Source organism: Nocardia sp. NPDC051911 (assembly GCF_040681035.1).
GTDB lineage: Bacteria > Actinomycetota > Actinomycetes > Mycobacteriales > Mycobacteriaceae > Nocardia > Nocardia sichangensis.
Genome location: NZ_JBFAXY010000066.1, coordinates 1 through 14430, shown reverse-complemented (window position 1 = coordinate 14430; position 14430 = coordinate 1). Strand labels below are relative to the sequence as shown.

8 protein-coding genes and 5 pseudogenes are annotated in these 14430 nt (G+C 62.5%); 8 read left to right on the top strand and 5 right to left on the bottom strand.

Annotated features, from left to right (window positions below; all coding sequences use genetic code 11):
• Nucleotides 1-141, top strand: a pseudogene (locus tag AB0L97_RS37585) (IS110 family transposase); the annotation flags it as partial.
• Between the two features lie 96 nt (nucleotides 142-237).
• Here AB0L97_RS37585 and AB0L97_RS37580 read toward each other — a convergent pair.
• Nucleotides 238-481: pseudogene (locus AB0L97_RS37580) on the bottom strand (transposase); the annotation flags it as partial.
• Between the two features lie 805 nt (nucleotides 482-1286).
• The gene (locus AB0L97_RS37575; RefSeq protein WP_364439582.1) at nucleotides 1287-1904 is read right to left on the bottom strand and encodes a PadR family transcriptional regulator; all 618 of its coding nucleotides are present in this window, start codon (nucleotides 1902-1904) and stop codon (nucleotides 1287-1289) included.
• A 145-nt stretch (nucleotides 1905-2049) separates the two neighbouring features.
• Between AB0L97_RS37575 and AB0L97_RS37570 the strand changes: the two genes are divergently transcribed.
• The 5 genes and pseudogenes from AB0L97_RS37570 to AB0L97_RS37550 all read left to right on the top strand — a co-directional run bounded on the left by AB0L97_RS37570 (nucleotide 2050) and on the right by AB0L97_RS37550 (nucleotide 6264).
• The gene (locus AB0L97_RS37570) at nucleotides 2050-3255 is read left to right on the top strand and encodes an FAD-dependent monooxygenase (protein ID WP_364439579.1); all 1206 of its coding nucleotides are present in this window, start codon (nucleotides 2050-2052) and stop codon (nucleotides 3253-3255) included.
• A gap of 55 nt (nucleotides 3256-3310) precedes the next feature.
• Complete coding sequence (locus AB0L97_RS37565) at nucleotides 3311-4051, top strand: DUF998 domain-containing protein (protein ID WP_364439576.1); 741 nt, start codon at nucleotides 3311-3313, stop codon at nucleotides 4049-4051.
• Between the two features lie 182 nt (nucleotides 4052-4233).
• A pseudogene (locus AB0L97_RS37560) lies at nucleotides 4234-4377 on the top strand (IS5/IS1182 family transposase); the annotation flags it as partial.
• A 208-nt stretch (nucleotides 4378-4585) separates the two neighbouring features.
• Nucleotides 4586-5254: pseudogene (locus AB0L97_RS37555) on the top strand (transposase); the annotation flags it as partial.
• A 188-nt stretch (nucleotides 5255-5442) separates the two neighbouring features.
• Nucleotides 5443-6264 carry a GNAT family N-acetyltransferase gene (locus AB0L97_RS37550; RefSeq protein WP_364439573.1) on the top strand — a complete coding sequence of 274 codons (822 nt, stop codon included), beginning with the start codon at nucleotides 5443-5445 and terminating at the stop codon, nucleotides 6262-6264.
• Between the two features lie 421 nt (nucleotides 6265-6685).
• On the opposite strand, the gene AB0L97_RS37545 is transcribed toward AB0L97_RS37550, so the two are convergent.
• Nucleotides 6686-7789 carry an AraC family transcriptional regulator gene (locus tag AB0L97_RS37545; RefSeq protein ID WP_364439570.1) on the bottom strand — a complete coding sequence of 368 codons (1104 nt, stop codon included), beginning with the start codon at nucleotides 7787-7789 and terminating at the stop codon, nucleotides 6686-6688.
• Between the two features lie 29 nt (nucleotides 7790-7818).
• On the opposite strand from AB0L97_RS37545, the gene AB0L97_RS37540 reads away from it, so the two are divergent.
• Both AB0L97_RS37540 and AB0L97_RS37535 read left to right on the top strand, forming a co-directional pair.
• A complete protein-coding gene (locus tag AB0L97_RS37540) occupies nucleotides 7819-10476 on the top strand; it encodes a LuxR C-terminal-related transcriptional regulator (RefSeq protein ID WP_364439567.1) in 2658 nt (885 codons plus the stop codon).
• A 96-nt stretch (nucleotides 10477-10572) separates the two neighbouring features.
• Nucleotides 10573-10866, top strand: a pseudogene (locus AB0L97_RS37535) (transposase family protein); the annotation flags it as partial.
• A gap of 193 nt (nucleotides 10867-11059) precedes the next feature.
• Here the strand turns inward: AB0L97_RS37535 and AB0L97_RS37530 are convergent.
• Together AB0L97_RS37530 and AB0L97_RS37525 are read right to left on the bottom strand one after the other, a co-directional pair.
• The gene (locus AB0L97_RS37530) at nucleotides 11060-12331 is read right to left on the bottom strand and encodes an MFS transporter (RefSeq protein ID WP_364439564.1); all 1272 of its coding nucleotides are present in this window, start codon (nucleotides 12329-12331) and stop codon (nucleotides 11060-11062) included.
• Nucleotides 12288-13325, bottom strand: a complete 1038-nt coding sequence (locus tag AB0L97_RS37525; protein WP_364439561.1) for an FxsB family cyclophane-forming radical SAM/SPASM peptide maturase — start codon at nucleotides 13323-13325, stop codon at nucleotides 12288-12290. The genes AB0L97_RS37530 and AB0L97_RS37525 overlap by 44 nt, the downstream gene beginning before the upstream one ends.
• Between the last annotated feature and the right edge of the window lie 1105 nt (nucleotides 13326-14430).

Below are 14430 nucleotides of genomic sequence, written 5' to 3'. Positions count from 1 at the left end.
CGCGGCCTCGAACACCAGGCCGCGCTGCGCCAGCTGGCCAACCGCCTTGTCGGCATCCTCCACGGCTGCATCAAGACGCGAACGGTCTACGACGAGACTGCCGCGTGGAACCCACACACCGAGAAATCGTCTGCCGCTTGACACCCAAGCCCCTGGGATGTCTTTTTTCGCCCGCACGTGCGAGGCATCGGCGATGACCCGGCCGAAGTCGATCAACCCGGCGGTATGGCAGTGGGTGAGCATCGCCTGATGCATCGCCTCGAACACCCCGGCCGCTTGCCAGTCCCGCACTCGTCGCCAGCAGGTCATGCCGGACCCGAAGCCGAGTTCTTGGGGCAGGTCTTCCCACCCGATCCCGGTGAACAGCACGAACAGGAATCCACTGGAACACCAGTCGGTCGTCCATCCGCGCCGGCCCCGGCGTCCCCGGTGCCCGCACCGGCAGTAGCGGTTCGATCACTGCCCACAACTCGTCATCCACGACCCACGGCGCCGCTACAGCGAAACATACTGCACCGCAACGAGAGTCACCGCCACTCAACAGAACCTGTTGGGAGCTCTAAGCCTCGATCGCCGAGATCGCCGCCGCCCAGCTGACCGGTCGGCTCTCCGGCCGACTGATCGGCACCAGCAGCGCGGACCGGTTCACCATGTCCGCCAGGGGACTTGGTTTGTCCGATGTCCGTCTCAGCATCGAAACCCACGACGGCGCGCTGCTAATCATCCGCTACTTCGGCCGATACGCCTCATCCCTCAACAGCCCTCGACCGCGATCGTTGCTTCGTCCGACACCGCCGACCCTCGCTACGACTGGCTCAACGACATACAAGCTGCCGGCAAAGGCATCTTCAAGGCAGACCGCAGCCGATTGGACTACGAACTCTACGAACTACGGTGAACAACCACGACCTGCCGTCGGTCTGCGTCGGGCGCCGCGCCGATGTCGAATGTCGGCAAACCTTTTCGCCGAAGACGGTACCCAGCGGCTGTTGCTGCTCAGCAACGGTCTGCTCTTTGCCGCATGTCATCGGGTGCTGCGAGCGTTCTGTCTGACATAGTGCGGCGCAAGCAGAAGCATGCCTTCGGTCGCTGGTGGACAAACTTCTACTCCCTGTCGTCGGCTTGTGCGCCGGTGCTGCTCGTCGGCGCTGCCTTGCCACCCGGCCCGGCAGAGAAGAGATCTGGCGGGCGGCCGTCGTGGCAACCTGGGTCGGGCCTGCGCCGTTGGACAATCGGAGCAGGGCCATCGGGTTCAGCTGGTATTCGACGAGGAACCGGTTCCGCGCTCATTGCCGGTTCGTGCTGTCGATGGCGGAGTCGTCGCGCGATTGCTTCCACAGTGCCTGGTAGTCGGGGTCCGACAAGGACTGGATGAGCCTGCCGACGAAGGCGTGTTCGGCCTCGAGGATCGCTATCTGGTAGTCGTCCTCGATCAGGAATATCCAGGGCAGCCCGTTGGCTCGAGCGGTCGTGCCCTCGGCACGCAGTTCCGCGAGGGTGGCGGCCAGGGCGTCTTGCCGGGTGGTCAGTAGGTCGGCTGCCTCGGCGGGTGGCAGGCCGGCCAGCAGCGACAGGGCAACCCCGAATCGGGGGTACTCGTTCTGCGGGTGCGCCAGCAGCATACGCATCCAGTCGAGGTATTCCGCGCGGCCGGCCTCAGTAAGCGCGTAGACGGTCCGCTCCGGCCATCGGCTGTCACGGACGGTGCCCTGTTCAGCGATGAATTCCGCGCGGGTCAACTGGTCGATGACCATGTACAGGGACCCGCGGGTGTATTTGACGTGCCGGTCGGCTCGAGTTTCTTCGAGCCGCCGAGCCAGCTCGTACGGGTGCGCGGGTCCGTTCAGCAACCACGCCATGACCACCAGTCCCAGCGGGTTGGACACCTTCCGCCGATGCGCCATGAACCTGTCTCCTTCCGACCGAAGCGTGCCTCTCCATATTGGGGACCACAGTAGTTGACATCGACTACCCACAGTCGTCTAGTATTAGTCGATATCAACTGGTTTGTATTGGCTAGTTGGGATGAACTAATAGACGGGGAGTTCGATGACAGGCGCACGGACGGCCATCGTGGCCGGTGGCGGTATCGCTGGTGCAGCAACCGCGATTGCATTGCAGAAGGCGGGCATCGAGGCGGTGGTTTACGAGGCGCACCGCGACAGCGCGGAAGGGATTGGAGCGTTCCTGACGTTGGGCAGCAACGGCATCGACGCATTGCGGACTCTTGATGCCGCACACGTCGCCATGGATCTGGGCTTCCCCACCCCCGGTATCGCGTTGCGCAACAGCGCAGGCAAACTCCTCGGCTACAGCAGCACAGGGCTCCCGCTGCGCGACGGCACCGTCTCCCGCACGCTGCGGAGGGCCGACCTGTACGTGGGCTTGAATCGGGAAGCGGCAGCCCGCGGCATCCGGATCGAATACGGCAAGCGACTGGTCCAGACGGAGCAGATCGGCACCGAGGTCAGGGCACGGTTCGCCGATGGCACCGAAGCGATTGCGGACGTGCTGATCGGTGCCGACGGGGTGCATTCGACGGTGCGGGGAATCATCGATCCCGCCGCGCCGAACCCGGTGTACTCGGGCCTGCTCACCACCGGCGGATACGCGCAACACGCCGGAATCACTGTCACCGACGGCAGTTACGAGATGATCTTCGGTCGCCGCGGGTTCTTCGGATACGCCACGGCCCTCGACGGTGTCACCTGGTGGTTCGCCAATGTGCCGCACCGTCGCGAACTCGATCGGCGCACGGTGGCCGCCGAGACCGAACACGAGCGCCGCACACGGCTGAACGAACTGTTCGCCGACGATCGCGGACCGGCGTTGTCGCTGATCGAAGCCAGTCCCGAGATCGGCACACTGACGGCAATCCACACTGTGCCGAAGCTACGGCATTGGCACCGCGGGCGAATCGTGGTCATCGGCGATGCGGCCCACGCCCCGTCTCCCACCTCGGGGCAAGGCGCCTCACTGTCAATCGAGGACGCCGTCGTGCTTGCCCAATGCTTGCGCGACAACCACAACGTTCCGGCGGCGCTCGCCCGATTCGAGGCCGAGCGCAAACCCCGCGTGCAGGCGATCGTCCGATGGGCCGCTCGCGTCAACAGCAGCAAGGCCGCCGGCCCCGTCGCCGCCGCGATCCGGGACGCGATGATGCCGCACCTCCTGCGAATGACGGTCCGCAGCAAAGCCTTCGGCGACATCTATCACCACCACATCCACTGGGACGACCGACAAGCTGCCCGCTGAGACCGAACACACCGACCTAGCGCCGATCCGGAACCTCGAAGTTGGAGAGCGAGACATGTCCACACTGCCCCAGCCGTCGACCGACCCGACTGCAACCGCGCCCCGACAGCGGATACTGCCATTGGCAGCCGTCGCCGGCCCGATTCTGTTCACTGTGGCCTGGATCGTGCTGGGATTCCTGAGCACGGGATACACCCTGTTCGACCACACTTACACTCACTACTCTCCCGTCAGCCAACCCGTCAGCGGGTTGGGTATCGGCACTACAGCCCCCTGGATGAATACCGCATTCGTCCTTTCGGGCACGTTGCTGATCATCGGCGTGCTCGGCGTTTTCCGCGCCATTCCCGATCGCACATCTAGCAAACGAGCCTGGTCGATCGCCTTACTCTCCGCTGCGGGGGTTGGCATGATCATCGACGGCGTCTTCACCCTGCGATTCGTTATTCCTCACACCCTCGGATTTCTCCTCGCGGCGGGGGTGCCGGTCATCGGCTTCCCACTCGCCGGCAGTTACCTACGTCACCACCCACAGTGGCGCGCGATCGGGGCCTGGCTCCAACTCGCAGGGCCACTGACACTGCTACTCATAGTCGCCTTCTTCGCCACCTTCACACCGACCGCCGACGGCGCCGAACATGGTATCGCCGGGCTGATCGAGCGAGTTCTGGCAACTGAAGTATTACTCAGTTTCGCCGTGCTCGGCATACACGCGGCTACTCAACGTCCACGGGCCATGACCGCCGCCGCTGCCACCCCTGATCGCCGCTACCGTATGCGGAACCGCCCGCGATAACAGGTGGACAATGCGCTACCCAACAGGGCGATAAGAGCCTTCGGTGACCGCAGCAGCGACACGGTCAACACCCTGATCGCGGACAAGGGCCACGACTACCCCAGCATCTACATCCAACTGCGGCAACGACGTATCACCGGTTACACCCCCGCCGCAGCACCTGCGACAAGGTGACCGCCGGACGCTGGATCGTCGAACAATCCCTCGCGTCGCTCCACCAGTACCGCCGCCTCGCCATCCGCTGGGAACGACGCACCGACATCCACCGAGGATTCCTCGACCTCGCCGCCCTCATCTGCTGGCGACGACTCCACAACCGAACCTGATGGGAGCTCTTAGCAGTCGCTCAGAGCGGCTGCCCAGGGACTGTAAATACAACGGCTCCTCTCTGCGTCAAGCCGTCGGGTGCAGAGAAATTACTCGATAAATGATCAGAACCTGTGGATGACCGGGGAGGCGTGCCTTCCCGAATGATGATCATTCGAAGGTCTCGATCTGTCCGGCGCGTCAACGCCGGTCGGGAAGGTACGTCCTGTGCTCGAGGTAACCGACAGTGGCGCCGACTCCGATCAGGACGGCGTGGCGGGGGGCGTGTCCTTCTCGCCGATCGACGAAATCGTGCGCGAGGGCGCGCGGCGGATGCTGGCTGCTGCTTTGCAGGCCGAGGTCGCCGCGTACATCACCCAGCACCCCGACCAGGTCGATGCCGAAGGGCGGCGGCTGGTGGTGCGTAACCGCTACCACGCCGAACGCACGGTGCCGACCTCCGCTGGTGCGGTCGAAGTCCATGCACCGCAGGTCAACGACAAGCGCACCGATCCGGATACCGGTGAGCGCAAACGGTTCTCCTCGGCGATCCTGCCCGCTTGGTGCCGGTGTTCACCGTAGATCAGCGAGGTGCTGCCGCTGCCGTATCTGCACGGGCTGTCCACCGGCGACTTCGCACTGGCACTGCAGCAGTTCCTGGCCACCGGATCGGGCCTGTCGGCCTCGGCAATCAACCGGCTCACCTCGCAATGGCAGGAGGAGACGAAAGGCTCTGCTGTCCCGGACTTTTCGAACGTAAACTACATGTATTCGTGGGTAGACGGTATCCACGTGAAGGTCCGCCCGGAACAGGAGAAACTGCGCCCGCTGGTGATGACCGGCGTGCGTGCGGACGGCCGCAAGGAACTCATCGCCAGCAGCGACGGGTTCCGCGAAATCGCACGAACCGTGGGCCGACCTGCTGCGTGGTGCCGCCCTCGAGACCTTCATCACGCTTGCTGAGCAATCCTGGGAAGGACCGGACATCGTCACATCTCGGTCGGCCGAGGCAAACGAAACCGTAGTCGCCTCACCAGCACTTCCCACAGCGAAATCGTGCCGTATCAACGAAATCGAGTTGGTCATTGGAAAACAGAGCCATCCAGCTACTCAGGCAAATCCAAACGGCTCTGACCGATATGTTGACTAGGAGAGCGAGGGTTGACGCGAAATCCATCAAGCGTCTCAGCGCAGCAGCCGAACAGGTGGCAAAGACCAACAACGAGGCCGATATCCGGGCCGCGGAGATGATCACCAACGCAGCAGAGCCCGGAGCAGCACGGCCGACGCTCTCTGCCGGTGCACCTTCTCGGCCGGCGATCGCCAATATCCCCGATCGACTGCCAACAAAATATTTGAACACGAGCCCGGACGAAACCGGGCTCGCAACCGTCGGGCCCGTGCACACAAACGACGGCCCCGGCATCGCCCGTGCGCATGTGCTGGCATCAAGAGTCGCTTACCGTGATCTCCCTGGGGCTGCAGAGCACCTCGATGACTTCCTGCTGGGCGATCTGGGACCGCGGAAGATCGCGGACTGGTCCCGACTGGCCACCTCGGGCGAGCCGGGACTGTTGGTGGCACGTACCTCCGACAATACGGTCGCAGGATTCATCTGGGTCTCCACACGCGGCGATGGCGCCGGAGAGGTGAATGCTTGGTACGTACACCCGAATTGGCATGGCACCGGAGTCGGTCGAGACCTGATTCACGCGGCGCTCAACCGGCTGGGAGACGTCGATGTCTACGCCCAAGTCGTCGCCGGCACCACAGCGGTCAAGCACTATCAGCGGTACGGATTCAAAACATTTGGCGAGCTGGGAGAAACGCCAGTCCCACTACGAGAAGCCGGGATTCACGCACCCCTGATCTCGGTCAAACGCACCTCAGAAGCGGCCGGTCAGTAACGCACGCAAATCTGCCAACTCCTCACCCACAAGTTTCGACAACATCTCCTGACACCTCGATCACCGGAGGCCATGTGTTCCGGGCCCAAACGTGCTTTACATGCCGACTTCCTCGGCAGCACAAGGGCGAGTGCGAACTGCTCGGGGCGTCACTCGCACCTAGAGAATTGCGCGTCAATTTCCTGAGCATCGGGCGACGGGAGCCCGATATTCGCCCTCGTCACGAGGCCAGGTAATCGACCCACCATATGAAAAGATTTGTCACGCCCTATCATCGCGGGCCGGAGCGCGCCGGCTCGATTGCTCGCGGTGTTTTTATTTCTAGTGGAGCTTTTACAGGCGGTCTGCGGGCCACTGGGTGTCGGATCAATTATCATTTTCGCTCGAGGTGAACTCGAGGAATCAACTGCAATGCCGGGTTCTAGTCTCTTTCTTTACGTGGTGGGTGCCCGGTCCAGCGGATATAGGCTCGGCGGAACCCTCGGGCGTCGCCGAAACCTACCTCCCGGGCGATCGCCTCGATCGTCAGCGTCGACTCATGCAGCAGATACGTCGCTCGCCGCGCGCGCACACGGTCACGCAAACTGTGGAATCGTTCTCCAGCACTGGCGAGTTGCCTGCGCAACGTGCGTTCAGTGATGTGCAGGCGCTGAGCGATTTCGGCCATGGTCATGGGATGCCGCAGATTGTGATCGAGCAGCGATTCCACGGCCATGACGACGTCAGGGCGAGTGCTGTCGATGTCCAGCAGTCGGCGGCACGCGTCGATCGCGACGGCGCGAATGGGATCGTTGGGGGTGGGGAACGGCCGATCCAGGTCGGCGACGGGAAAGACCAACCGATTGGCGTCGGCGCCGAACCAGACCGGGCAGTGGAAGAACCTGCGATAGTCGTGCGCGTACTTCGGTGCGGTATAGGAGAGTTCGATCCTCGTGGGCGACCAGCCCGCGCCCAGCATGGTGCGTAGGAAGACGACTGTGCTGCACAGGACCTCTTCACAGAGGAACGCGATCAGACGTGGCTCGGGCGCGCGCTCGCGCAGACGGAGCGCGACTTCATGATCGAACAGTTCGGCTTCGAGATCGACCAGACTGCCAGAGGCTTGGTGCAGTTCCAGTCCAACCGCCATCGCGTCAGCGGTAGTGACGCACGAGCGCATCGCCATACCCAGCATGCCGAACGTCAATAGTACGTCGCGCATCCCAACCTGCATGCCCAATGGCCTATCCGGCATCGCACGCACGGCCCGGCGCAGGATCGTCGCGGCTTGCTGGTACGACACCTTCAACTCCGGGGAGGTCACCAGCAGATTGGGATCGAGGCCCGTACCCGCGAACCAAGACACGGTGGACAGCCCTTCACGCTGTCCGATCTCCACAACCCCGGTCAGCACGAGGGGCGGTATGACCGCCTCATGCAATCGCATATCGGCACGGTTTGCCACATCACCCATCCCTGTCCGGTTTCGCCCCCATTCTAGCCGGAATGGCCCTCCTGGCCCTTGCCAGCGCTGGCTTGAATTCATTTAGGTCTGCGACGGCGAAAGAAGGATGTATGACCTCCAAAACAGATTGTTCCGAGCCCGCTCGTATGTGGTCGGTTCACGCCGAAGGTGGGGCGCCTTCGTGTGCTTGGGATCATTTGGGTGTTGGTTCTGCTGTGGAGCTGGATGGTGCGGGTGCGCCTGCTTTGACCAGTGAGTTTGTGGGGCGGCACGTGGAGTTGCGGCAGATTGATGATTGGTTGCGGTGTGAGACGGCGAGGTTGGTCACGCTTGTTGGGCCTGGTGGTATCGGTAAGACGAGGCTGGTGGTCGAGGCGTTGCGCCGGCACGGGCGTCGTCCGAATCCGGTCTATTGGGTTGGGTTGGCTCGCTTGGTGCGTGGCGCGCATGTCGATGTGATCGCTGAGGAGGTGATGCGGTCGACCGGGGTGGTGGATGTTTCGGGTCGGTCGGTGCGGAAGTGTGTGGAGGGGGTGTTGGCTGGTGATGATCGGCCGCGGGGGCGTGGGGCGGTGCTGGTGATGGATAATTGCGAGCATGTACTGGATGCGGTGGGGCCTCTTATCGTGGGTTTGCTGCAGGCGGTACCTGGGCTGACGGTTATCGCGACGAGCCGGGAACCGGTGGGGTGGGTCGATGAGCATATTCTGACTGTTCGGCCGTTGACGGTGTCCAATGCCGTGGAGTTGTTTCGGCGGCGGGCGAAGATCATCGGTCGGCCGGTTTCGGATGATCCTGAGCAGTTGGCTGTGACCGAGGAGATTTGTCGGCATAGCGACAATAATCCGTTGTTTATCCGGTTGGCTGCGGCGCGGTTGCGGCATCGCCCGTTGGGGGTGGTGCGTCGGGAGTTGAGTGGTGATTCCGATGACAGGCGTATGCAGTGGTCGCACGGGGCTAAGATGGGAGTTGAAGAGCGTCATGGTGGTGTTCGTGATGTGATTGCCTGGTCCTATGATTTGTGTTCGGGCGCTGAGCAGTTGTTGCTCGACCGTATGTCGGTGTTCGCGGCGGGTTTCGAGGTGCATGACGATGTGACGCGAAGCGGCGGCGCCGAACCGGATGCCATCGTGGCGGTGTGTGCGGATGAGTACCTGCCGGCGGAGGAGATCGAGTCCTTGCTGGAGAGGTTGGTGGAGCGGTCGCTGGTGTCGGTGAATATCGCGTCCGCCACGGTGCGGTATTTTCTGCTCGAAAGTGTGCGTGTGTTCGTCTCCGGCCAGCTGCGGCTGCGTGGTGGGGGGCCGAGCGAGGCGGAGTTGCTGGCACGGCTGCGGCGGTATTATCGGGACAGGGTCGTGTCTGGGCGAGCGATTTGGTCGGGGCCTGGGCAGCGTGACTGGCTGGAGTGGGCGCGTGGTGCTTGGGACAATATTCTTCTCGGTATCGAATCCGGCCTCACCACACCTGCTGAAGCTGTTATCGGTGTCGAGACCGCGAGTGCGTTTATCTCGTTGCGGGCTCCGTTCGTGATTTCCCATGCGGGTCGTGCGATGCCTGCGTTGATCGAACGCGCTGTGGAAGCTGCTGGCGGTATCGAGGTGATACCGACGCGGTTGCGGGTCGCGGCGCTCGCGGATGTCGGCCACTTCGCGTTGTGGCACGGGCAATACGACTACGCGGCAAAGTTGTTGGATGATTGTGTGGCTACCTGTGTGCCGGATTCGCGACTGGCCCGTGGTTGGCGTGATACTCCAGGGTCTGACATCGGCCTGCCGGCAGAATTGGAATTCTTCTGGGGTGTCGAACTCATGCTGCGCGGTTCGGATCCCCACGCGCCGTCTGTATTGGCTCGTGCGCGAAAGAAATTTGCTGAGGCCGGTGACCTCGCGGGCCAGCGGCGTAGTGACATGTTCGAGTCGCTGGCGTGTTCTCTCACCGGTGATGGACAGCACGCGCTGGAAGTCGCCCGGCGGCACCTTGATCGGGTCTTGGAATCGGAATCGGAGAACGCTGATTGGGTGAATCCCTGGGCGCGGTTGGCGTGGATGCTCGCGCTGCTGTTGCATGGTGATCCGCATGAAGCATTGAAGGTCGGTCGCACCGTGCTGAAGCGGTATAGAGCGGGCATCGATCCGTGGACGACCAGCTGGATATTCCGCTTCGGTGTCGCAGCACTCGCCCGTGTCCTCGCCGACCGCATCGCCCGAGAAGACGCCCACCGCGACGACTGGGAGACCGCCGCCACAGAAATCGCGCTCCTGCAAGGCGCCGTGGCCGAATCGTGCCGGTCGATGGGTATCACCGTCGAAAACATAGCCACCGTCGCCGCGCAGACCAAACGCGTTACCGAACTCGTCACATCAATAATCGGGGCGGATGGGTTCGCCGCCGCAATGGAACTCGGCGCGCAACTGAGCGTGGATTCGCCGGACCTGCACGCATTGATGCTGGGCACCCGATCCGCCGACGACCTGCTCCACGCCACCACCACCGACCGGCGCGCGGCGACCTCGCGCTGGCAAGACCTCTCACCCGCCGAACGCGAGATCGCCGTACTCGTCGCCGCCGGCTGGGCCAACAGCGCAATCGCCGCACGCCGCGGCAGCTCCATCCGCACCGTCGACACACAAGTCTCCATCATCCTCCGCAAACTCACACTCACCACGCGGTACGACATCATCACCCTGGTCCCACAAGAACTCATTAAACGCATCCAACTCGAAGCCCGAGAACGACCCACCCGCCTCCGCCATCTACAGCACTGATAAAGCCGTGAATCGCGGCTCTGTCTCAATTTCGGTGGTGATTGCTGGTGTGAGGCACGAAGTGCCGTGGGTGATGTGAATGTGTCTGTAAGCCTAATTTTTTCGGAGTTGCCACCACTGTTGGTGGAGGAGGTGAGCGACGAGGGCTCCTGGATCGGGATACGCGCCCGGACCCCCGATGGCCCGGCGGCCTGCCCGGGCTGCGGTGCTGTTTCGGGCAAGGTGCACAGCTACCATCAGCGCACCGTCGTCGACCTGCCGCTCGACGGTCGTGCAGTGCGCGTGCGAGTGCAGGTGCGGCGGCTGGTGTGCCCACCCATAGGCTGTCGCAACACCTTTCGTGAGCAGGTGCCCGGGGTACTGGAGCGCTACCAGCGGCGCACCACGCGCCGCGGTACTTCGCGCACTGGGCCTGGGTGAAACCGGTCGCCGGATGACCAGGCCAACAAGAGCCGTATGACGGGAGACTGTCACCACGGATCTGTGGGAGCCCGGGGTTGAGATACCCCGGGCCACCCGACCGTTGTATTTACAGTCCCCGAAACCGGGGGAACATCATCACCTCCAAGGAAGCGGGAAAACCTCAGTGTGAGGCCCTCGGCCGACACCGACGATCGTCTTTGCTGGCTGTTGCGGTGTGAGTGCTGGCGTAGGCGGCGAGTGTGCACATCGCGCCGAGCACCGTCCATCGTGTGGGGGTGATCCCGGCTGCGGTGAGCAGGTAGCCTGCGGTCAGTGCGCCGAGTGCGACCGCGCCCTCACACACAAGTGCCATCGCCGCGACAGCGCGCAAGAGCGTGTGTTCGGGTATCGCCTCGACCCGGTAGATCGTCAACGCCACATTGGTAAGTACGCCTACCCCACCGATTCCGCACCAACATGCTGCCAACACAGAAGGGTTGGTACTCAGCGCCATCGGGACAAGCAGGACGGTCCATGCCCACAGCGATGCCCGGTAGAGGCGTCGAGGAGAAATGCGTGCGGTGAGCCACGATGCGGCCGCCGCACCGAGAATTCCACCGATCCCTGCCGCGCCGAGTACCAGCCCGGTAGTCCATGCGGGGTATCGGTTGCTGTGTAGTTCTACCAGGATCAACAACAGCACGACCTGGATGACGATGTTCGACAACCCGCTGATCAACGTCGATGTTCGCAGGAACGGTTGGGTCCACACAACGCGTATACCGTCGAGGATATTGGCGCGGCCGCCTGTCTCAGCGCAGACTGGTTCGGGTGCGGGCACGTTCGAGCGGATTACTCTCAGTGTGACTAAGCAGCACAGGTACGAGGCGGCGTTGGCGAGGAACGGTAGCCAGCGGGTCACACCGTAGACCGCTGCACCGGTGGCTCGCCCGATCAGGATTGCGATCGGTTGTTCGGCTTCGAGGAAGGAGAACGCGGTGGGGCGCTGGCCGGTTGACACCACATCGCGGATCGCGCCGAGTTCGCACAGACCGCCGAAGACATAGACGCTGCCCTCGATGAACGCGGTGGCAAGCAGTATCAGCCACAGACGGGGCAGGTGCGCCGCGGCCGAGATGGCCGCGACGCCGGTCGCGGCCAAACCGATGTACTGGCATCGGATCAGCGTGTGTATGTGGTGGGAACTGTCCGCGACCGCTCCGGCGGGCAGTTGAAAGATCAGCCCGGGCAGGTTCAGGGCTAACCCGATCCACCCTGCCGCCATCGGCGAGCCGGTATCGGCGAGAACTAGCAGCGGGTAGGCGATCCGGACACCGTGGAATCCCACCAGCGACGTCGCGCTACCGGACCACAGCAGGATGAAGTTCCGGTTGGTGTGCAGCCCAGAGCTATTCATCACGCCCCGTAGTGTCGGAAAACCTGAGATCCGCACGGACGGCCGATTCGATGTGCTCGATCAACTTTTTCAGATCGGCGCAGTACACCGACGGGTTACGGAATCCGGTGTCCTCGCGATAGCGGTGGACGTAGTGTCCACCACCGCACACGGGCTGCACCGGGCAAGAAAGGCAGGTGTCGCTCAACGCGGCAGCACCGATCTGGCGAGCGACGATCGACGGCTCCGATAGAGCCAGATCGAGCGGGTTGCCCTCGCCTTTTGTATGGAGTTCGGTCGCTCTCGCAAATGCCGACTTCAATTCGTCGACCTGCTCCAGGATGCCGTTCGTCTCGATCACGGCGAGTCGAATCGGTGCCAGTCCTACAGTCTCCGATACCGCGACACCGCCGAGCAGGAGGTCAATGATGTCTTCGAAGAGACGTACTTTAGTTTCCAGTACCGGCGCTCTGTACCATCGGTCGAATATTTTGATCAGCCAGTCGGCGTAGGGTGTGGTGTTGTCGTAGATACCTGACGCGGGCGGCGGTGTCACCCAATTGCCATGTGGCATTAGGAAGTCAACGGCTGGCGGATCGAACTTCGCGAGCGCCTCATAGGTCTGTACCGGGTCGTTGTGAGTATCGATCGTGCACAGTAGTCCGGAGAATAGGTGACGCCAATCGTCGGTAGTCAGCTTCGCCAATCCCTCGGCGACCCGGGAGTAGCTTCCCGAACCTCGCCGATCGCGGCGGTGTCGATCGTTCGCCTCTTCGTCACCGTCAATACTGACTCCAATCTGGATGCCCCATCTATCACAAATGCGAAGGAATTCTTCATCGAGCAGAACACCGTTGGTTTGCATTCCAACTCGCACCTCAGTGGACGGCTCGATCAGCTCTCGCGCTCGTCGGGCGAAATGCCCCAGGTCCCGATGTCCGACAAGTAACGGTTCACCGCCGTGTAATACGATATCGACAGCGGGCAACCTGAAGATGCGAGCATGTTCACCGATCATTCGGCATGTGTCGTCGAAAACTTGTCGAGACATTGTTTTCGGCTACTCGCGCCAACTCTGGTCTGCCATTTCGTAGATATAACAGTAGTCACACGCCAAGTTGCACCGGCTATGGATCTTGATGATGAACTCCGTGAATGGCAGCGGTTTCCAACCGCCGCGACGTAATTCGGCAACATCTAACCCAATCGCAGGCCACGGAGCTCGCTCCCGAAAAGGACTCAACGATAGCGAAACTGATCCCATTTCTCACTCTCTTGGGCAGTGTGAACTATCCCGGTGGACTCAGCTCACCGAGCCCACCGAGTAGTCGACGCTTATCGCAACCGGTTACTTACCGGAACCTATGAAGGAGTTGAACGAGCGGCCTCGATCACTCCGATTCAGGCGACGCTCGAGCGCGGCACGCAGCGCGGGACTCACCCCCTCTGGCAGCTGCTCCGAGTTGGTCATGGCGAGCTGGGGAAGATTTCCCATGGTGATACCTCCTGATACAACCCCCGCATTTCAGCATTAGAAACGCAGCCTCAGGCGGACCCTGGCCGACTATTCTACGAATCGAACGGGGGATAACCTGATGCCGTGACATGTCGTCCACCCGGCCTCTGAAGGATATTTCGCCACAACACAATTTCCAATTCTCCAAATATGGGAAGCCCAGAGCCCGCCCTTAACGGCGCCCCGCTGACCGCGTGGGGACCCCCAGGCCACAACCGCTCAGCGCCGCCTCCGTGCCGCGGGGTCGGTTTGGGACTGCCACCAGATCAGCGCTTCCGCCGAGGGGCGTGGGTACTTGCCGAGGAACCGGACCGAGGTGTGCCCGCTCATGCGCATCAGCATCGGTGTCGACGGCCCCGTCCTCGGCGGCGTGGGTGAGCTTGGAATGTCGGAGTTGGTGCAGCGTGAACGGTCCGCTATGGCTCATTTTCGGTGCGTTGTGAGGCGCTGTGATTCGCATGGAGGTGAGAGTGATACCACCAGGGATAGACGTACCGACGGTCGAACGGGCCAGGCGGGGCGGAGCCGCCGTAGTAGTCCGAGGCCGGGGTGCGACACGAGGTCGCACGAGTTGAGTGAGCTTCACTGAAGGAGGTCGGCGGATGCCGAAGGTGTAGTTACGGATCAGTGTTCGTGGATC

What these genes read in the sequence shown, in the direction of transcription:
- AB0L97_RS37545 (WP_364439570.1), bottom strand. Translation starts at nt 7,789, where the DNA reads ATGAATTCAAGCCAGCGCTGGCAAGGGCCAGGAGGGCCATTCCGGCTA.
- AB0L97_RS37525 (WP_364439561.1), bottom strand. Translation starts at nt 13,325, where the DNA reads ATGTCTCGACAAGTTTTCGACGACACATGCCGAATGATCGGTGAACAT.
- AB0L97_RS37565 (WP_364439576.1), top strand. Translation starts at nt 3,311, where the DNA reads ATGTCCACACTGCCCCAGCCGTCGACCGACCCGACTGCAACCGCGCCC.
- AB0L97_RS37575 (WP_364439582.1), bottom strand. Translation starts at nt 1,904, where the DNA reads ATGGCGCATCGGCGGAAGGTGTCCAACCCGCTGGGACTGGTGGTCATG.
- AB0L97_RS37570 (WP_364439579.1), top strand. Translation starts at nt 2,050, where the DNA reads ATGACAGGCGCACGGACGGCCATCGTGGCCGGTGGCGGTATCGCTGGT.
- AB0L97_RS37540 (WP_364439567.1), top strand. Translation starts at nt 7,819, where the DNA reads ATGACCTCCAAAACAGATTGTTCCGAGCCCGCTCGTATGTGGTCGGTT.